This is a genomic window from Thermococcus sp. 21S7, assembly GCF_012027615.1.
Taxonomy (GTDB): Archaea; Methanobacteriota_B; Thermococci; order Thermococcales; family Thermococcaceae; genus Thermococcus.
In genome coordinates, this window is the sequence record NZ_SNUT01000002.1 from 270,701 (window position 1) to 287,201 (window position 16,501).

Here is a 16,501-nt window from a genome sequence, read left to right on the forward strand (position 1 = left end):
GCGGATTGATAAGTTTTTGGGAAAAGAAACGGGGATCAGAGTTCCCCGGCCTTGGCCTTCTCTCCAAGTTCGAAGCCTTTGTGGAGGGCTTTCAGGTTTATCTCCTCCGTTCCCTTCGGCACGGCGTCCAAAACGGCTTTCTCTATGGCCTCCCTGCTCACAACCCCTGTCCATGCCGTCAGGATTCCGAGGGTGAGGATGTTCATGGTGAGGCTGAGGCCGGTTGTTTCCTCGGCTATCTCCGTGAGGGGAAGCGAGAGCACCTCAAGTCCCTTTTCGAACTCAGTGTCCCGATGTGGAACGAGCTCCTCCTCGACTATTATCTTGGCGCCCTCCCTCACCGTGTGGAGGTACTTGTTGTAGGCCTCCTGGGAGAAGAAGACCGCACAGTCCGGCTTGAGGGTCTTGGGGTAGTCTATCGGCTCGTCGCTGATGACTACTTCCGCCTTGCTCGCTCCTCCTCTCGACTCCGGCCCGTAGGCCTGGGTCTGGACGGCGTAGAGGTTCTCGTAAACAGCTGCTGCCCTTCCGAGGATGACGCTCGCTAAAATGACTCCCTGGCCGCCGAAGCCGCTGAAGAGTATCTCCTTCCTCATTCCTCCCACCCCATCATCTTCTTGGCGCGCTTCTTGTAGGCCTCGTATTCCCTCACGAGACCGGGCCTGTCCCTGTCCGCAAACTCCCCGATGACTATCTTGCCCTCAAGCTCCTCTGGAGGCATTTTCTTGGCCTTCGCGAGCGGGACGGTTATCTTCTGATACCAGCGGAGAAGCTCGGGGGCGGTCTTCATCCTGTTCCTCCTTCCGAAGCTTATCGGGCACGGTGAGAGGAACTCCACCAGAGTGAAGCCCTCCTTCTGCAGGGCCTTCTTGATGCTGTTGATTCCCTGGAGGTAGTTGAAGACGCTCCACCTGGCCACGTAGTTGGCCCCTGCCGAGACCGCAAGGTCGGCTATGTCGAAGGGGTTCTCGAACTGGCCGTACGGTGCTGTGGTTCCGCGCAGGCCCTTCAGAGCGGTCGGCGCGACCTGTCCGCCGGTCATTCCGTAGGTGAAGTTGTTTATGAGTATCACAGTCACGTCGAGGTTCCTTCTGATGGCGTGAATGAAGTGGTTCCCACCGATGGCCGCGGCATCTCCGTCGCCCATGAAGGCGATTATCTTGAGGTCAGGATTGGCGAGCTTTATGCCGGTGGCAAAGGCAAGTGCCCTTCCGTGGGTCGTGTGGAGGCCGTCGAAGTTGACAAAGCCCGGAACACGGGAGGAACAGCCGATTCCGCTGACCCAGACTATCTCGTCAGGGTTTAGCTTCAAGTCGTCTATCGCGCGGAGCGTGTACTGGAGCGCCGAGCCTATTCCACAGCCCGGGCAGAATATCGTCGGGAGCATGTCCTTTCTCAGGTACTTGTCACGAATCTCGTAAGCGGATTTCAGGTACATTCAGCCCACCACCCTCTCGGCTATTTCCATCGGAGTGTGAACCTCGCCGCCTATCTTCGCTATCAGCTCGACCTCAGCTTTTCCGTTGGCGCCTTCCTTGACGAGGTGGTAGAGCTGTCCAAGGTTCATCTCCGGGACGTATATCTTTCTCACGCGCTCTGCGAGCTCTTCGATCATCTCGAAGTCAAAGGGCCATATCGTGTTGAGCTTGAGCATGCCTGCCCTAACGCCCCTCTCGCGGAGTATCTTTACGGCCCTGACGGCGGAGCGCGAGACTATGCCCGTGCTTATTATCGCTATCTCGGCGTCGTCGAGCTCGAAGGTTTCGTAGCTAATGATGTCCTTACCGTTGCGTTCGAGCTTCTCAATTATCCTCCTAACGAGCTTTTCGTGAACCTCCGCATCGACAGTCCTGGGTCTTCCGCGCTCGTCGTGGGTGAGGCCTGTGACGTAGGTTCTGTACCCCTTGCCGAATATCGGCATCGGCGGCACTCCGTCGCCGTGTATGTCGCCGAACGGGAACTTCGCCTCCTCCTCGCTGGCCGGGAGCTTGCGGTCGATTATCTCAATTTCTCCCGGCTGGGGAACGTAAACGCGCTCGCGCATGTGGGCTATCTCCGCGTCGGTGAGAAGAACCACCGGCGTCCTGTACTTCTCGGCCAGATTGAAGGCCCTTATTGTGAAGTCAAAGGCTTCCTGGACGGTTGAGGGGCTGAGGACTATGAGCGAATGGTCGCCATGGGTTCCCCAGATGGCCTGCATTATGTCGCCCTGGGCCGCGAGGGTTGGCTGACCGGTTGACGGGCCTCCACGCTGGACGTCGACCAGAACGAGAGGAGTCTCAGTCATTATCGCGTAGCCGAGGTTCTCCATCATGAGGCTGAATCCCGGGCCGCTCGTTGCAGTCATGGCCTTGGCCCCTGCCCACGAGGCACCTATTATCGCCGCCATGCTCGCCAGCTCGTCCTCCATCTGTATGCTCACGCCGTCCACCAGAGGCATGTAGAGGGCCATGGCCTCGAATATCTCGCTGGCCGGTGTGATTGGATAGCCAGCATAGAAGCGGCATCCTGCGAGGATCGCCGCCCTTGCTATCGCCTCATCACCTTGAATGAAATCGCTTCTGCCAACCGGAAACGGATATCTCATCCACATCCCTCCTCGTAACCGACCCTGAAGGCTTTGATGTTTATATCCTCGGTTCCCTTGGGAACCCTCCTCCTTATGGCCTCCTCGACGTTTTCCTTCTTCACAACGCCGGTTTTCGCCACGAGGTAGCCGAGGGCGACCATGTTAACGGTGAGTGCCAGACCGGTGCTCTCCTCAGCCAGGCGCGTGAACGGGGCACCGATGTAGTCCCTGTCGGGCTTAACCAGGTCTGTGTCTATAATCAGCAGCCCGTCCTTCCTCAGCTCGTCCTTTACGGTGTCGTAGCCGAGCTGGGCGAGTGCGACGAGAACGTCCGCCTCGGTGACTATGACGTCGTAAATCGGCTCCTTGGATATTATCACGTCCGCTATGGAGTGGCCGCCCCTGCTTGCGGAGCTGTAGTCCTGGGTCTGGACGACGTTCAGCCCCTCTATGGCGGCGGCCTCGCCGAGTATGACACCGGCCAGGACAACGCCCTGGCCGCCTATGCCTGCGAACCTAACCTGCATCTATCACACCTCCAAGATAATCAGCGGTGAACATCAAAAACTCCTCTGCGCCTTTCAAAACCTCCCGGGCTTCCCTTTCGCTGTATTCAACGAAGACGTCATAGTCCGCGGTATGTCTCATGTTCAGAGCCTTTGAGTAGAGCGTGTAGAGCCTCGCAGGTAATTCTCCGGATTTGACGAGCTCCTTTCCGAGCTGGGCGTGAACACCCGCGTGGCTTTTGGGATTTACGCCCTTTAAGAGGAGCAGTGCTCTTGCGCAGTAAAACATTGAATAGTAGGCGCTGGATATTGCAAAGCCGTAGTAGCCCTTGTTGTAGAGCTCTCTGGATGCTTCGAGCCGCTCCCGCGCCTTTCTTAGTAGGGCGGGGATTTCTTCGTTCATACCGCAATCCCCTCCATCACTGCGGTTCTGTAGAGGCTGTCTTTCTTTGAATGGAGCACTATCATGACGGAAACACCGAGTTCGAGGGTCAGTCCGGCGCTGAGTTCTCCTACCCTGTCCCAGTCTTCTGGTTTTATTTCGTCGAGCATGACGAGGACGTCGAGGTCGCTCTCTTCTTTCCAGTCCCCCCTAACCCGGGAGCCAAAGACTATAACCTCCTCAACCCTGTCTCCGAAGACCTCCCTGACCCGCCTTCCAACGGATTCAAACATCCCCGTCACCCTTAAGGCCGAAATGCTCCTGAACCTCGTCTATGAGCTTGTTAAGCTCCGTGGTGAACTCCGGCCTCTCCCTGTTGACTATCTCTCCTATGACGAACTTGCCCTCAAGCTCCTCCGGGCTCATGTTTCTCGCCCTGCTGACCGGGACCGAGTTCTTGAGGAACCATCTGAGCATTTCGGCCGGCTCCTTCATCCTGTTCCTCCTTCCGAACTGGACAGGGCACTGGGAGATGACCTCAACGAGCGAGAAGCCCTTAACCTGGAGGGCTTTCTTTATGCTCCCGATGAGCTGGTAGACGTGGGCGGTGGTCCACCTGGCAACGTAGCTCGCTCCTGCGGCAGCAACAGTCTCAGAAATCTGGAGCGGGTGCTCTATGTTCCTGTACGGGCTGGTGGTGGTTTTCGCGCCGAAGGGCGTCGTAGGGGCGACCTGCCCACCGGTCATTCCGTAGATGAAGTTGTTCACGAGGATGACCGTTATGTCTATGTTCCTCCTCGCGGCGTGGAGCAGGTGGTTGCCGCCTATGCTCGCCAGATCACCGTCACCGCTTATGACGACGACCTTCTTGTCGGGAAGGCCCACCTTGACGCCGGTGGCGAAGGCTATCGCCCTCCCGTGGGTCGTGTGGAGGGTGTCGGCGAGGAAGTACGGTGAGGCTATCCAGGCGGAGCAGCCTATACCGCTAACGACGACGAGGTCCTTGGGGTCAATCTTGAGACCGTCGATCGCGTTCGCGAAGGCGTTGAGGACCGTTCCACCGCCGCAGCCGGGACAGAGAGCGGTGGGAAGGGCCTCCTTGCGGAGGTACTTAACCATCGGGTAGGTGGAGTATATCTTCTTCGCCATCAGGCAACACCCCTTATCTCGCGGAGGATCTCCTCAACGGTCAGAGGCACTCCGCCGATTTTGTTCACGCCCTTGAGGAGGACGTCGTCGTTAACGTAGCGCTCGACCTCAATTATCATCTGGCCGAGGTTCATCTCGGCGACGAGTATCGTTCTTGCTTTTTTCGCCAGCCCCCTCATCCTCTCAGCTGGGAACGGGTGGACGGTCTTCGGTACGAAGAGGCCGACCTTTATTCCTTCCTCCCTGGCCCTGAGAACCGCTCCGAGGGCAGGCCTGGCCGTTACTCCCCAGCTGACGACGAGTATCTCTGCATCCTCCGTGAAGTGCTCCTCGTACTTCTCGTAAACCTCGCGGTTCTTCTCGATCTTGCGGTGGATTCTCCTCACGAGCCTGTCGTGGACCTCCGGCGTGTAAACGTCCCTCAGTCCGGTTTCCTTGTGAGTCGAACCGGTGACGTGAGTGAAGTAGCCGTGGCCGAAGAGCGGCATCGGCGGAACGCCGTCCCCGTGGGGATCGCCGAAGGGGAGTCTTGCCTCCTCCTCGTTCTCCGGAAGCTTGCGGTAGGTTATTTCAACCTCAGAAACGTCCGGAATCTTTATCTGCTCCCTCGTGTGGGCCAGAACTCCATCGAAGAGCACCACAACGGGGGTTCTCAGCTTTTCGGCGATGTTAAAGGCCCTTATAGTCTCCCAAAAGGCGTCCTGCCCGCTCGTCGGAGAAACGGCAACGATCGGATGGTCTCCATGCGTTCCCCACCTGGCCTGGAAGAAGTCGCCCTGAGCTCCCTTTGTGGCCTGTCCGGTTGATGGGCCGCTCCTCTGGACGTCGACCAGAACGAGCGGGGTCTCAGTCATCACGGCGTAGCCGAGGTTTTCCTGCATGAGGCTGAACCCCGGTCCAGCTGTGGCGGTCATAACCTTGAAGCCAGTCCAGGAGGCACCCACCATCGCGGCTATGCTCCCAATCTCGTCCTCCATCTGGAGGTAGTAGCCGCCGAGCTTCGGCAGTTCGCGAGCCATCGTCTCTGCTATCTCGCTGGATGGGGTTATCGGATAGCCCGCGTAGAAGCGGCATCCGGCGAAGAGGGCGCCATAGGCTACCGCCTCGTTGCCCTGCATGAAGTAGTTGCCCGGTTCGTAGAGCTTTCTGAGGAGCCTGAGCTGTTCAGGCTCGTTTCCACGAATGATCATGGTCACCACCTAACCGCGATGGCGAAGTCCGGGCAGAGAAGCTCGCAGAGCTTGCACTTGACGCACTTCTCGGCGTGAACCGGAACCGGGTAGTGAACGCCCTTTTCACTCAGCTCCTTACTCCACTCAAAGACCTTTCTCGGGCACATTTCGACGCAGATACCGCAGCCCTTGCACAGAAAAGTGTCCACGTCAATTTCAACGACGCCTTCGGCCTTGCCGGTAACGAGGTAGTCCGACCTTTCAACCACGGTTTTCCCTTCGACATCTGCCATAAGCATCACCCGCGATTTGCTAAGCCCTTTTACGTTTGTCAACATTTAAAGCTTTCGTGGACGCTCATAAGTGTCCATCAAAGAATCACGAGTGGCGTTATAAGGAGAACGAAAAGAAGGCATGAAAATTCTTTCAAAAGCGAAATACATTCACCACGTCACCAGCTGCCAGTCGAGGAGGCCGTTCTCAGCTATGTACTCCCACCTCTCGCGGCACTCTGGCTTGAGGTTCTCGATGTGGCTTAGGTCCTGAGTTGCCGAGAACTTCTTTATCGCCCTTCCTATGGTCCGGTCGTAGTCGGTGAGGCAGTTGTGCGGTCCGCGCTTCGAGCCGGCCCCAACCGGGTCGCTCAGGATTCTCTTGTCCGGGAAGCGCTTCTTCGCCCAGACCAGAACCTCAACGGCACTCCAGAGCCACGGAGGACGGTACTCCTTCTTCTCCCAGAGCCTTTCGTAGAGCGTTCCCTTCTGGATGTCCGTGATGTTTATCGAGAAGGTGTCAGTGTAGGGCGCGGCCCTGATTATGCTTTCCTTGGCGTCCTCTATGCCCTCGCGTTCGCTCAGGAAAATGGGCTTCAGCAGGAGGTAAGTCTTGACCTTTGCCCCGGCCTCGTGCGTTATCTCCGCGGCCTTAACAAAGTCCTCGAAGGTGTTGCCTTTGTTGATTGAAACATCGGCTATATCGTCGTTGGCCGTTTCAAGGCCTATGGCAACTTCGAAGTGCTTATCAGGAACTATCTCGGCCAGCTCCTTCACGGCATCGTAGCGAACCAGCTCACTCCGGCTTTCGATGACTATTTCCCTGACCTCATCCAGAGCGGCCAGAATCTCAAAGATTTTTCTCCTCGTCTCCGGTTTGAGCTCTCCGTTGTCCAGGAACGAGCCGGAGGTGAACATTCGCACCGCGAAGGGTCCTTTCTTGCCCTCAATTTTCTTAAGGGCCTCTCTCACGTAGTCTACTATAGCTTCCTGGCTCCACCTGACCTTCGGCGCGGCGGTGGGGTATGCGCACATGTAACAGGCCTGGTTGATCCTGAAGCGGTAGCAGCCTATCGTGGGCAGGATTATGAAAAGTGCCGTTCCGGGCTTTCCAGCGACGTTGTCCTCACTCGTCCAGTATGTCATTCTCTCACCTGAACCCGGCTGGGAGTTAGGGTTTTTAAAGGTGAGGGAAGGTTTAAATCTTCTTGGGCGGAGTACAAGTTGGTGGGATTATGGAAGATGTTACTGAAGTTCACATCGTGATTAGGACTTCCCAGAAAAATGCCGAAAGACTCAAGATTGAGCTGGCAATGCTTCAAGGCAGACTAAACGTTGAGGAGGCACTTAAACGCGCTAAGGGAGTCATGAAGGGAGCAAAGCCGTGGCAGGAGTTGGAGGCAGAGATGTATGATGAGCTTGTTCCTTGACAGCAACGTGTTTATTGAGCACTTCCGGGGAAATCCCAGGGCGAACCAGCTGGTCGAGACGCTGTTCCCAGGGAGTTATTCCCTGTTTATAAATGATGTCGTTTACAATGAGGTTCTTTTTATGTACCTTAAACACAGAACCGGCAAGGGATACTGGGGCTTGAAAAAGCATCCAGAACTTGTTAAAAGGGTAGGTAACGAGTTTGTGGATTCCATACTGCCCCTCCTTGCGTTTCCAAAGTTTCTGGACACGACAAATGAGATAATCGTGGAGACACTCACGTTCGTGACCACTTACGGCCTTCTCCCAAGTGGCGCCCTAATCCTTGCAACCGCGAAATACTACGGTCTTGATGGCATCGTCAGCCTTGACTCCGACCTCCTCCGCGCTGCACCCAAGGAGGGACTGCTCGCCATTTCGAAGGTGGAAGACTTGGAGGGGAAGGAATGAGGATTCTAATCACGAACGACGATGGAATTTATTCAAAGGGCATCCGTGCCGCCGTTGAGGCCGTCCAAGACCTCGGCGAGGTGTATGTGGTTGCCCCGCTCTTCCAGAGGAGTGCCAGCGGCCGCGCTATGACCCTTCACAGGCCCCTTAGGGCAAAGCTCGTTGACGTCCCCGGCGCAAAGATTGCCTACGGTCTCGATGGAATGCCCGTGGACTGTGTAATCTTCGCCCTCGCACGCTTCACCGATTTTGACCTCGCTATAAGCGGAATAAACCTCGGTGAGAACCTCAGCACAGAGATAACCGTTTCCGGAACTGCATCTGCCGCCATTGAGACCGCCACGCACGGCATTCCCAGCATAGCCGTGAGTCTCGAAGTCGACTGGAGAAAGACCCTCAGCGAGGGGGAGGGAATAGACTTCTCCGTTGCGTCGCATTTCCTGAGGAGGATAGCCAAGGCGGTCCTTGAAAGGGGCTTTCCCAAAGGCGTTGACATGCTCAACGTGAACGTGCCGAGCGATGCGACGCCTGAGACTGAGATAGTGGTAACGAGACTCGCCAGGAGGAGATACCGCCCGACCATAGAGGAGCGCATCGACCCGAGGGGACATCCATACTACTGGATAGTCGGAAGGAAGTGTGAGAAGTTCGAGCCCGGAACGGACGCCTACGCCCTGAAGGTGGAGAAAAAGATCAGCGTGACCCCGATAAACATAGATATGACCGCACGGGTGGACTTTGAGAGCCTTCACACCCTTTTTAGTTCCTCTCTCTGATGTGCGGCTGTATTCACTATGTTAAGTTTAAAAGGAAGTAATGAGTCGTTTATAAAATTTGTGTCCACACAAAATTTATAAGAATTCCGGATAATATGTCCAATGGTGACCCCCTTGAAGAAGTGGATGGCTGGGGTATTTGCGGCCGTTTTTGCAGTTTTGGTTTTGAGCAGCCTCACTGGGGCTTTGAGCATAATCCAGCCGAAGGGCAACGCTGGCTCCATGATGCCGGCTGAAGCCATGCTTGTTGCCCAGAGACACCTGCAGTGGGCATCTTCAAACCTGCCAGGATTTGAAGACTGGAAGAACGCAAAGCTCTCCCAGCCTGTAGTGTACTACTTCCCCAACGGGACAAAGAGTGCCTATGAGTTGAAGGTAAGCCCGATGGTTTTGTACTGGCTGCAACGCAGAGGCACGTCTCCCCTACTCTTGAGTTTGGGAAAGGGGAGACGCCGGGCGGGAGGCTGATTGTTTCAGCTGGATAGTGGCAATCTTCGTGTCTTGCCCCCGCATTTTCTCGGGGAAAAGGGGTGGATGTTGATATTTGGGTCTCTTTCGTTAAGTCTCTTTGCGGTTTATCTTGCGGTGAAATGGCTGAGATGATAACGACCTCGCTGCACTGTGCATACCATGACAAAAACGAAATCTGCCTTGTGTCGGATAACTAAATGTTTAACATTCATATTTGCGTAAAAGTTATAACTGACAAGAATAATATATCAATGGTGACCCCCTTGAAGAAGTGGGAAACCGGAGCGTTTGTAGTTTTTTTCGCGGTTTTGATATTGAGTAGTTTCGCAGGAGCTTTAAGTTTGGTTCCCCCGAAGGGCCACGACGGTCCCGTGACGCCAACTGAAGCCATGTCTGTCGCTCAGAGACACCTGCAGTGGGCATCATCAAATATTCCTGGATTCGAGGATTGGAAGAGGGCAAAGCTTTCCCAGCCCGTGGTGTACTACTTCCCTAACGGAACCAAGAGCGCCTACGAGTTTACGGTGCTTGTGAATGGAAAGCCCAACGGATTCATACTTGTGGCGGCTCAGAGATACATGCCTCCGGTTCTTGAGTTCAGCAAAGGCGAGGCACCAAGCGAGAGGCTGGGAAGAATAGGCATGGCTAGATTCAGAGGATTCTCAGTAGAGAAACACAGACTGCTTTATTACGGTGCATTGAGCTATAGCATAGAGCTGGATAATGGAAAGGCCATGAACATTTACGGAAAGGTTTCTTCAGTCCCCAAAACTGTCAAACTCTCATTCTCTCCAGAGCATATGGCAGACATATGGAGAGCCCTTGAGACTTCTTCGGCAGGCGAACCTACGATCGGGATTCTCTCATCAGGAGACATTTATACCAAGATCATACCCAACGTTCCAGTATGGACAGAGGATTCATACTTTGGAGACCCTGGAAATGGATATATTAGCTATCCAAACAATGTCGGGCCAAGCGCTGACCCCTGGGACGCATGGGACGGGTGCACTCCCATTGCCGCGGCCCAGATTATAGCGTATTATGAGCATCCGGAAATCTATGAAAACGGTTATTACACTCAGGAATACAAGGAGTACATGACGTCTTTGGTTGATATCCTTCACCATACCATGGGAACGTTTGATAAGGAGAATGATCCCGGACAGACGTACGTGTGTGGTTGGCCTGGTTCCGACGCATGCGACGGCATTGAAGCCTTTGCAGACGAATATCAGAAACTAAAAGAGAAAGGAATAGTTTCATGGTCTCTCGTCCACAGCTACGATGCACAGCCTACTTGTACATTGGGATTGTGCTGGGTACATGGCTACATAAATACAGGTGATGTAATTAGTGAAGTTGACAACAACCGTCCTATCCTCCTTCAACTTCACAATGGCGGAAGCGCGGTGGGCAGACAACAATCATATAATAACCATAGTGTTGTCATAGTTGGATACGTTGGGAACAGCCGCACCATAGACTATCTGGTGATTCATGATGGATGGGACATGTACGAGCATTATCTGGCGTGGGGGAACTGGGAGTCTGGAACGCACCTCGTGAAGATAGTCCCCAAGAGGAGGTGAGTTTGTGAACCGTAGGGAATTCATTCTCTATGCTCTTTCCATTATTTTTGCAACAGTTTGGGAGCTTGTACTCGCCTATAACGGTCGAGCTATCATTGAATATTATGTTGATTGGGTAGTTGTATCGGAGAGTCCTCCCATTTCTTGGAGCAAATACTCTCCTTCGCTGGAGTTTGTTCTTCTCGTTTTACTCCCTGCGCTTGTCCTATTCGGCTTGTACCTTTGGTTCAGGGAGTCTGCCCTAAAGAAGTCAGCACTCTCAATAAGCTTGCCTATTCTGTCAGTGATTATTGCGTGTTTTAAAACTACGGGACCGGGTGTTTTATTGGTTCTGATTGTTGTCTCGGCTGTGGTTGGTGGGGTAGTTGGGAAAGACAAGTGGGAAAAAGCAATACTTGGCATTGCAGGCTTCCTATCAGGGTTTATGGTGGCGATGATAATAATGGGCGGACTCTCCGCCCGGTGATGTTGAGTGGGGGTGTTTTTATGAATCGTAGGGAATTCATTCTACATGTTCTTTCTATTATTTTTGCAACAGTTTGGGAGCTTGTACTTGCCTATAATAGTCGGGCCATCAGTGAGTATTATGTTGAGAAAGGCACAATTTTTTTTGAGAACTGGACGGGTGGGACAGGGGGACCCTGTGTTTCTTGGAGCAAATACTCCCCCTCCTTGGAGTTTGTTCTTTTAGTCCTTCTCCCTACACTCGTCCTTCTCATCTTATACCTCTGGTTTAAGGAGCCCACCCTAAAGAAATCAGCACTTTCAATAGGGTTGCCTGTTTTGTCAGTGATTGTTATCTATTTTAAAACTACAGGACCGGGTGTTTTATTGGCTCTGATTGTAGTGTCGGCTGTGGTCGGTGGGGTAGTTGGGAAAGACAAGTGGGAAAAAGTGCTACTCAGTATTGCGGGCTTTCTACCAGGCCTTATAATAGGAATGATAATAGCGGCTGAACTCACAGCTGTATGGTGTTAATAAGTGGTGAGTGAACCCATGAAGCTCCGCTCGCTCCTCTATCTTTTCCTCTTCCCTGCATGGGAGTTCCTGCTCATGATTTTACTCCCTTCGGAATACTACGTTGGGGCTTCTTGCCTTCAGACTCATCCCTATCCAATCTGCGGCTTTCACTTTAGCCCATCGGCAACTTTTGTCCTCCTCGTGACGGCACCGTTCTTAATCTCAATTATCCTTGGCCTCTGGAAGGAATGGAGTGAACTCGTAGCATTTGGGATCCCTTCGCTCGCTGTTGTCTTGGTAACGCTTCTTCTCCTGTACCTCTTCGAAAAGTCATGGATTTCTTTTTTCGTGCCTGTAATAGTCTCGGTGGTTCTGTATAGCCTCCCATGTATAAGACTGGACGGCCCTATAAAAAGAGCGGAAAGGCTGGTATGGATAGCCACGTCACTCATAGTCTCGTTTATCCTCTGCATTATGGTGTGGAGTGGCATATCAATAATGGTATGAAAAATTTTATAACAAAGGATGTCGTATTTACTGCAGATGGAGGGGGCTTAATGAGGAAATCCCACATTGTCTTCCTGTTGTTGGTTGTCACATTGGCATTGATTGCCGCGAAAGTCTCTCAACATCCAGAAAAAAGTCAGTGTTTCTCGACGGTGCCGGTGAACGTCAGCGATGTTAAGCCACCAATCGTCAGCGGGCCGGGCTTTCCTCCCCAAGCAGGATTCCAGGGTATAACACTCGACGAGGTTGTAAACGGAAGTCCGAGGCACGTGCTCGTCGGGTTTTTTGGCTTTGAAAACGTGTCATGGTCCCTTGAAAAGCCATCCTGCTATTTTAAATCCCTGGAAGGCGTTTCCGAGAACTGGACTGGTATCGTCCTACCGGGGGCCTTTCTCTCAAACGTAACCCTCTCGGAAAGAGTTTATCTGGCCGTTTATGTGTATCCTTTGGAGGGAACAGCAATAGTATCTGAGGTGGACTACGGAGAAACGCCAGAGAAGTCAAAGATAACCGAAGCATTTCGGCTCAAGTACACGGAGCATCCCAACGAGATTGTGGAAGCCTACGTCTCTAAGCTTGAGCACTCGGGCTATACTGCAATCAGGGAGCTTTCCGGCGGTCTTTTCAAGGGTTGGGTGCTCAGGAAGGGAAATAATTACCTGCTCGTGCTTAAGGTTAGGGACAAGGGCAACCTGTACCTGCTCCTTGCCAGTGGTAATGAGAGGGACATCAAAAAACTCACCGACGTCCTTCCTTTGAGTGGGAGTGGTGAGTCTCAGTGAGATTTCCAAAACATTTTCCCCACTTTCTCACTCTCACCTCGGCAACGGCATGGGAGCTCCTTCTCCTCTACAACATGACTTGGCTAAGGAGCTACTACATCGAAAGCGGGAGGGTTTACGTTCGGGACGGAATTCCCGCCTGCTGGTTCAGGTATTCGCCCTCTCTCCCCTTCGTCCTCCTCGTTCTCCTTCCGGCGATTGTTCTCCCTGCCCTTTACGTTCGCTTCAAAGAACCCCTCCTGAGGAAATCGGGCCTCGCTATTGGATTACCCGTCCTGTCAGTGGTTCTCGTCTCCCTCCGAAATCCCAAGGGTTCCTTCTCGGTCCTGCTCGCCATTTCGGTCGGCGTTGGTGTCATACTGGGAGAGGGCAGAGAAGAAAAGGCATTGCTCTTCCTCGAAGGCTTTTTGCCGGGATTTATCGTGTTTATGATAATACTCGGCGGGCTCGCGGTCAGTTGCTGATGGAAGAGAGGGGATTTTAAAAATGCTGGAATGAGAACGGGCTATATGTAGTGGCTCGCATGGGACTCGCGGTTAGCCTGTAAGAAAAGGGGAAAGACTCAATCCTCCCCGAAAATCCTGTCCACGAACCACTTCTCGTCGAACGGCTTTAAATCGTCGTAGCCCTGGCCGACGCCAACGAAGAGTATCGGCGCGCCGATGGCGTGGCTTATGCTCAGAGCGGCACCGCCCCTCGCATCTGCGTCCAGCTTGGTGAGGATTACGCCGTCGATCTTCACCGCCTCGTTGAACTGCTTCGCCTGCTCGACGACGGAGTTGCCGGCTAAACTGTCGCCAACGAATATCACCAGGTCAGGCTTGGTTACGCGCGCTATCTTCTTCATCTCGTCCATAAGGTTTCTGTTCAGCTCGTTCCTTCCTGCGGTGTCTATGAGGACGACGTCCAGTCCCCTGGCCTTTGCGTGCTGGATCGCGTCGTAGGCGACGGCGGCGGGGTCGGCACCGTAGGAGTGCTTGATGACCTTAACCCCGACGCGCTTTGCGTGCTCCTCGACCTGCTCTATCGCCCCTGCACGGAAGGTATCGCTGGCGGCTATGACAACGCTTAAACCGTTCTTCTTGAGCCAGTGGGCGAGCTTGGCTATAGTCGTTGTTTTCCCGGAGCCGTTGAAGCCCACAAAGGCTATAACGAAGGGCTTCTCCTCCTTAGACCTTATCAGCTCAAGAAGGTCTATCTTTTTCTCCGGTGTCAGGACCTCAAGAACGGCCTCCCTAACGGCCTTCTCGACCAGAGCTTTCTTGTTGGTGCCTATCTTTACTTTCTGACCGACGAGCTTTTTCTTTATCCTCTCTCTGAGCTCCTCGACGGTTTCGAGGGCAACGTCCGCCTCAAGAAGCTCTATCTCCAGGTCCCAGAGTGCATTTTCCACGTCCTTCTCGCTTATTTCAGTCTGCGAGACCCTGTCCACGAATGAGCTTAACTTCTCCTTGAGTTTTCCCAGCATCTTTACCACCCCATGAGCGAGCGACTTATGCCTATATAATTATTATGAAGTGCCCTCGGCGATAGCTGGTGTCATCACACCTCAGACCCGAAACCGCTCGTCATCGGGCGGGTTTAACTCTGCTCTCCCTCTTATAAACTCAGTACCTCCTGACGTAGGTCCTGCTCTCCACCACCTTCCCGTTCTCAAGGCGCATGACGTCCAGTCTTTCAAAGCCGACGGTTTCCCTCTTGTACGCGATTAGATAATCGATGGATTCCCGTATCCCATAGCGGGTTATGGAGTCCTTCACGTACTTGTGCTCGTAGAGCAGAACGAGCTTGTCCCTGTGCTCCCCCAGCCACTCCGTCAGCTTTTCCCTCTCCGCCCTGGAGCGTGAGAGCGGGTTGACTATGAGGTACACGTCGAAGTCGTCGCTCTCGAAGGGGGAGCCTATGTAGACGTCACCGTCGACCTGGAACGGCAGATACTCAGCAAGTATGCGCCTCCCTGCCTTCCCCCATGCGTTCAGGTATATTCTCGCAAGTCTCTTCCCGTCTCCTGTAATTAAAACCGCTCCCGAATTTAATTCGGCTATTTTCTTCAGCATGGTCATCACAAAAAACTTTTACTCTGAGGTTAAAATTCTTTCTCAAATTTTCGGCTTCCTGAGGACCATAAAGTATATATTGCGCTTTACGGGTATACCTTTGAAAACTCGCGGGGTGTTAGCATGAAGAAGCTGTTTAGCTTGTTTTTAATTGGCATCTTGGCTCTCGGTGTAGTGGCCAGCGGCTGCATAAGCGGCGGGGAAGAAAAAACCGGAATAAACATCCTCTACACGTACACCGGTTCATTCGGTGACCCTGCTAAAGGGAAGCAGGCGGCACAGGCTCAGCTCCAGCAGGGCGCTTGGGTCATCTACCAGGTCGCGGGTGGCACTGGTCTTGGTGTCTTCGAGGCCGTGGGGGACTACTTGGACGCCAACGACAAGAAGATGGGACCTCCGTTCGCGATAGGTGTTGACTCCGCCCAGGACTGGATTAAACCGGGTGTTATAATAGCGAGCATGATGAAACGTGTTGACGTTGGTGTTTACAATGCCGTCAAGCAGGCGGAGGAGAACCAGTTCCAGGGCGGCGTCGTTGAGCTCGGCCTCAAGGAGGGCGGTGTCAAGCTCTCAACCATAGAAGACGTCAAGGCCATGTTTGACTCCCTTCCTGCGGACGTCAAGGAGAAGAAGCTCAAGGATCTCGGCTTTGAGAGTGAGGACGAGCTTATACAGTTCCTTGAACAGACCAGGAACCAGGTTCCGGACTGGATTTGGGATGCCGTTGACGACCTTCAGAACCAGATAATCAACGGACAGATAATCGTTCCAAAAGCCACGTCTAAGGACCAGATTGAACTTCTCAGAAAGGCCGACGAGTGGAAGACCATGGAGGACTATGCCAAGAACTGGAGTGCGAACGAACCCAAGCCCGAAACGTACTTCAATGAGAGCCTCAACAGTAGACAGAACACGAAGAAGATAGCCATCGTCTACGACGTCGGCGGCAGGGGCGACCTGAGCTTCAACGACATGGCTTATTTGGGTGCCGAGAAGGCCGCCAAGGAGTTCGGCCTCCAGCTCGATGAGCTCCAGAGCAACAGCGAGAACGACTACCTTCCGAACCTCAGGAGCCTTGCCAAGAGCGGTGAGTACGACATCATCATTGCGGTCGGCTTTATGATGACCAACGCCGTCAAGCAGGTCGCCACGGAGTACCCGAACCAGAGGTTCGTTATCATCGATGGCTACGACCCGGAGATGCCGCACAACGTCCAGATGGTTCTCTTCAAGGAGAACGAGGGTTCAACCCTTGCTGGTGCCCTCGCGGCGCTCATAGCGCTCAACGACAACAAGGACACCATCGGCATCGTCCTCGGTATGGAGATTCCGGTTCTCTACAAGTTCGAAGGTGGCTACCGCTTCGGCGCCTACTGGGCCCTCGACTACTACAAGAACCACAAGCAGTGATTCTTCTTCCCCTTT

At 53.6% G+C, this 16,501-nt stretch carries 23 protein-coding genes; 11 read left to right on the forward strand and 12 right to left on the reverse strand.

The window, feature by feature from the left end; all coding sequences use genetic code 11:
• Window positions 1–35: 35 nt before the first annotated feature.
• The 10 genes from E3E51_RS04760 to E3E51_RS04805 all read right to left on the reverse strand — a co-directional run bounded on the left by E3E51_RS04760 (window position 36) and on the right by E3E51_RS04805 (window position 7,196).
• Window positions 36–596, reverse strand: coding sequence for a 2-oxoacid:ferredoxin oxidoreductase subunit gamma (locus E3E51_RS04760; protein WP_167911949.1), 561 nt, complete (start codon window positions 594–596; stop codon window positions 36–38).
• Complete coding sequence (locus E3E51_RS04765) at window positions 593–1,438, reverse strand: 2-oxoacid:ferredoxin oxidoreductase subunit beta (RefSeq protein WP_167911950.1); 846 nt, start codon at window positions 1,436–1,438, stop codon at window positions 593–595. Before E3E51_RS04765 ends, E3E51_RS04760 begins: the two co-directional genes overlap by 4 nt.
• Complete coding sequence (locus tag E3E51_RS04770; RefSeq protein WP_167911951.1) at window positions 1,439–2,587, reverse strand: 2-oxoacid:acceptor oxidoreductase subunit alpha; 1,149 nt, start codon at window positions 2,585–2,587, stop codon at window positions 1,439–1,441.
• Window positions 2,584–3,096: a 2-oxoacid:ferredoxin oxidoreductase subunit gamma gene (locus E3E51_RS04775; RefSeq protein ID WP_058939779.1), complete on the reverse strand. Its 513-nt coding sequence runs from the start codon at window positions 3,094–3,096 to the stop codon at window positions 2,584–2,586. The genes E3E51_RS04770 and E3E51_RS04775 overlap by 4 nt, the downstream gene beginning before the upstream one ends.
• Window positions 3,086–3,478, reverse strand: a complete 393-nt coding sequence (locus E3E51_RS04780) for a HEPN domain-containing protein (RefSeq protein WP_167911952.1) — start codon at window positions 3,476–3,478, stop codon at window positions 3,086–3,088. Before E3E51_RS04780 ends, E3E51_RS04775 begins: the two co-directional genes overlap by 11 nt.
• Window positions 3,475–3,750, reverse strand: a complete 276-nt coding sequence (locus E3E51_RS04785) for a nucleotidyltransferase domain-containing protein (protein ID WP_167911953.1) — start codon at window positions 3,748–3,750, stop codon at window positions 3,475–3,477. Before E3E51_RS04785 ends, E3E51_RS04780 begins: the two co-directional genes overlap by 4 nt.
• Window positions 3,743–4,606 carry a 2-oxoacid:ferredoxin oxidoreductase subunit beta gene (locus E3E51_RS04790; RefSeq protein ID WP_167911954.1) on the reverse strand — a complete coding sequence of 288 codons (864 nt, stop codon included), beginning with the start codon at window positions 4,604–4,606 and terminating at the stop codon, window positions 3,743–3,745. The genes E3E51_RS04785 and E3E51_RS04790 overlap by 8 nt, the downstream gene beginning before the upstream one ends.
• On the reverse strand, window positions 4,606–5,796 hold the full coding sequence (locus tag E3E51_RS04795; RefSeq protein WP_167911955.1) for a 2-oxoacid:acceptor oxidoreductase subunit alpha: 1,191 nt from the start codon (window positions 5,794–5,796) through the stop codon (window positions 4,606–4,608). The genes E3E51_RS04790 and E3E51_RS04795 overlap by 1 nt, the downstream gene beginning before the upstream one ends.
• A gap of 2 nt (window positions 5,797–5,798) precedes the next feature.
• Window positions 5,799–6,071: a 2-oxoglutarate ferredoxin oxidoreductase subunit delta gene (locus tag E3E51_RS04800; RefSeq protein WP_167911956.1), complete on the reverse strand. Its 273-nt coding sequence runs from the start codon at window positions 6,069–6,071 to the stop codon at window positions 5,799–5,801.
• A gap of 150 nt (window positions 6,072–6,221) precedes the next feature.
• Window positions 6,222–7,196: an archaeosine biosynthesis radical SAM protein RaSEA gene (locus tag E3E51_RS04805; RefSeq protein WP_167911957.1), complete on the reverse strand. Its 975-nt coding sequence runs from the start codon at window positions 7,194–7,196 to the stop codon at window positions 6,222–6,224.
• 62 nt (window positions 7,197–7,258) lie between these two features.
• On the opposite strand from E3E51_RS04805, the gene E3E51_RS04810 reads away from it, so the two are divergent.
• From E3E51_RS04810 to E3E51_RS04855, 10 genes are all read left to right on the forward strand, one after another.
• On the forward strand, window positions 7,259–7,480 hold the full coding sequence (locus E3E51_RS04810; protein WP_240924251.1) for a hypothetical protein: 222 nt from the start codon (window positions 7,259–7,261) through the stop codon (window positions 7,478–7,480).
• Window positions 7,464–7,931: a type II toxin-antitoxin system VapC family toxin gene (locus tag E3E51_RS04815; RefSeq protein ID WP_240924252.1), complete on the forward strand. Its 468-nt coding sequence runs from the start codon at window positions 7,464–7,466 to the stop codon at window positions 7,929–7,931. The genes E3E51_RS04810 and E3E51_RS04815 overlap by 17 nt, the downstream gene beginning before the upstream one ends.
• Window positions 7,928–8,707 carry a 5'/3'-nucleotidase SurE gene (gene surE / locus E3E51_RS04820; RefSeq protein WP_167911960.1) on the forward strand — a complete coding sequence of 260 codons (780 nt, stop codon included), beginning with the start codon at window positions 7,928–7,930 and terminating at the stop codon, window positions 8,705–8,707. The genes E3E51_RS04815 and surE overlap by 4 nt, the downstream gene beginning before the upstream one ends.
• A gap of 105 nt (window positions 8,708–8,812) precedes the next feature.
• Window positions 8,813–9,175: a hypothetical protein gene (locus tag E3E51_RS04825; protein ID WP_167911961.1), complete on the forward strand. Its 363-nt coding sequence runs from the start codon at window positions 8,813–8,815 to the stop codon at window positions 9,173–9,175.
• A 266-nt stretch (window positions 9,176–9,441) separates the two neighbouring features.
• Window positions 9,442–10,770, forward strand: a complete 1,329-nt coding sequence (locus tag E3E51_RS04830; protein WP_167911962.1) for a hypothetical protein — start codon at window positions 9,442–9,444, stop codon at window positions 10,768–10,770.
• Window positions 10,771–10,774: 4 nt separating this feature from the next.
• Window positions 10,775–11,236 (forward strand): hypothetical protein, encoded by a 462-nt coding sequence (locus E3E51_RS04835; RefSeq protein WP_167911963.1) that lies wholly within the window; start codon window positions 10,775–10,777, stop codon window positions 11,234–11,236.
• A gap of 20 nt (window positions 11,237–11,256) precedes the next feature.
• Entirely contained in the window at window positions 11,257–11,748 is a 492-nt protein-coding gene (locus E3E51_RS04840; protein WP_167911964.1) for a hypothetical protein, read from the forward strand.
• Window positions 11,749–11,766: 18 nt separating this feature from the next.
• Window positions 11,767–12,237 (forward strand): hypothetical protein, encoded by a 471-nt coding sequence (locus tag E3E51_RS04845; protein ID WP_167911965.1) that lies wholly within the window; start codon window positions 11,767–11,769, stop codon window positions 12,235–12,237.
• A 50-nt stretch (window positions 12,238–12,287) separates the two neighbouring features.
• Window positions 12,288–13,019: a hypothetical protein gene (locus E3E51_RS04850; protein ID WP_167911966.1), complete on the forward strand. Its 732-nt coding sequence runs from the start codon at window positions 12,288–12,290 to the stop codon at window positions 13,017–13,019.
• Window positions 13,016–13,483 carry a hypothetical protein gene (locus tag E3E51_RS04855; protein ID WP_167911967.1) on the forward strand — a complete coding sequence of 156 codons (468 nt, stop codon included), beginning with the start codon at window positions 13,016–13,018 and terminating at the stop codon, window positions 13,481–13,483. Before E3E51_RS04850 ends, E3E51_RS04855 begins: the two co-directional genes overlap by 4 nt.
• Before the next feature lie 98 nt (window positions 13,484–13,581).
• Here the strand turns inward: E3E51_RS04855 and ftsY are convergent, their stop codons facing one another.
• Together ftsY and E3E51_RS04865 are read right to left on the reverse strand one after the other, a co-directional pair.
• Window positions 13,582–14,487: a signal recognition particle-docking protein FtsY gene (gene ftsY, locus E3E51_RS04860; RefSeq protein ID WP_167911968.1), complete on the reverse strand. Its 906-nt coding sequence runs from the start codon at window positions 14,485–14,487 to the stop codon at window positions 13,582–13,584.
• A gap of 139 nt (window positions 14,488–14,626) precedes the next feature.
• Window positions 14,627–15,076 (reverse strand): hypothetical protein, encoded by a 450-nt coding sequence (locus E3E51_RS04865; RefSeq protein ID WP_167912156.1) that lies wholly within the window; start codon window positions 15,074–15,076, stop codon window positions 14,627–14,629.
• Window positions 15,077–15,199: 123 nt separating this feature from the next.
• On the opposite strand from E3E51_RS04865, the gene E3E51_RS13300 reads away from it, so the two are divergent.
• A complete protein-coding gene (locus tag E3E51_RS13300; protein ID WP_167911969.1) occupies window positions 15,200–16,486 on the forward strand; it encodes a BMP family ABC transporter substrate-binding protein in 1,287 nt (428 codons plus the stop codon).
• Window positions 16,487–16,501: the final 15 nt, after the last annotated feature.

Excerpts from the sequence above, each read along its gene's own strand:
- E3E51_RS04850 (WP_167911966.1), top strand. The coding sequence starts at position 12,288 with ATGAGGAAATCCCACATTGTCTTCCTGTTGTTGGTTGTCACATTGGCA.
- E3E51_RS04815 (WP_240924252.1), top strand. The coding sequence starts at position 7,464 with ATGAGCTTGTTCCTTGACAGCAACGTGTTTATTGAGCACTTCCGGGGA.
- E3E51_RS04765 (WP_167911950.1), bottom strand. The coding sequence starts at position 1,438 with ATGTACCTGAAATCCGCTTACGAGATTCGTGACAAGTACCTGAGAAAG.
- E3E51_RS04840 (WP_167911964.1), top strand. The coding sequence starts at position 11,257 with ATGAATCGTAGGGAATTCATTCTACATGTTCTTTCTATTATTTTTGCA.
- E3E51_RS04790 (WP_167911954.1), bottom strand. The coding sequence starts at position 4,606 with ATGGCGAAGAAGATATACTCCACCTACCCGATGGTTAAGTACCTCCGC.
- ftsY (WP_167911968.1), bottom strand. The coding sequence starts at position 14,487 with ATGCTGGGAAAACTCAAGGAGAAGTTAAGCTCATTCGTGGACAGGGTC.
- E3E51_RS04805 (WP_167911957.1), bottom strand. The coding sequence starts at position 7,196 with ATGACATACTGGACGAGTGAGGACAACGTCGCTGGAAAGCCCGGAACG.
- E3E51_RS04785 (WP_167911953.1), bottom strand. The coding sequence starts at position 3,750 with ATGTTTGAATCCGTTGGAAGGCGGGTCAGGGAGGTCTTCGGAGACAGG.
- E3E51_RS04775 (WP_058939779.1), bottom strand. The coding sequence starts at position 3,096 with ATGCAGGTTAGGTTCGCAGGCATAGGCGGCCAGGGCGTTGTCCTGGCC.
- E3E51_RS04780 (WP_167911952.1), bottom strand. The coding sequence starts at position 3,478 with ATGAACGAAGAAATCCCCGCCCTACTAAGAAAGGCGCGGGAGCGGCTC.
- E3E51_RS13300 (WP_167911969.1), top strand. The coding sequence starts at position 15,200 with ATGAAGAAGCTGTTTAGCTTGTTTTTAATTGGCATCTTGGCTCTCGGT.
- E3E51_RS04795 (WP_167911955.1), bottom strand. The coding sequence starts at position 5,796 with ATGATCATTCGTGGAAACGAGCCTGAACAGCTCAGGCTCCTCAGAAAG.
- E3E51_RS04865 (WP_167912156.1), bottom strand. The coding sequence starts at position 15,076 with ATGCTGAAGAAAATAGCCGAATTAAATTCGGGAGCGGTTTTAATTACA.
- E3E51_RS04770 (WP_167911951.1), bottom strand. The coding sequence starts at position 2,587 with ATGAGATATCCGTTTCCGGTTGGCAGAAGCGATTTCATTCAAGGTGAT.
- E3E51_RS04760 (WP_167911949.1), bottom strand. The coding sequence starts at position 596 with ATGAGGAAGGAGATACTCTTCAGCGGCTTCGGCGGCCAGGGAGTCATT.
- E3E51_RS04800 (WP_167911956.1), bottom strand. The coding sequence starts at position 6,071 with ATGGCAGATGTCGAAGGGAAAACCGTGGTTGAAAGGTCGGACTACCTC.
- surE (WP_167911960.1), top strand. The coding sequence starts at position 7,928 with ATGAGGATTCTAATCACGAACGACGATGGAATTTATTCAAAGGGCATC.
- E3E51_RS04845 (WP_167911965.1), top strand. The coding sequence starts at position 11,767 with ATGAAGCTCCGCTCGCTCCTCTATCTTTTCCTCTTCCCTGCATGGGAG.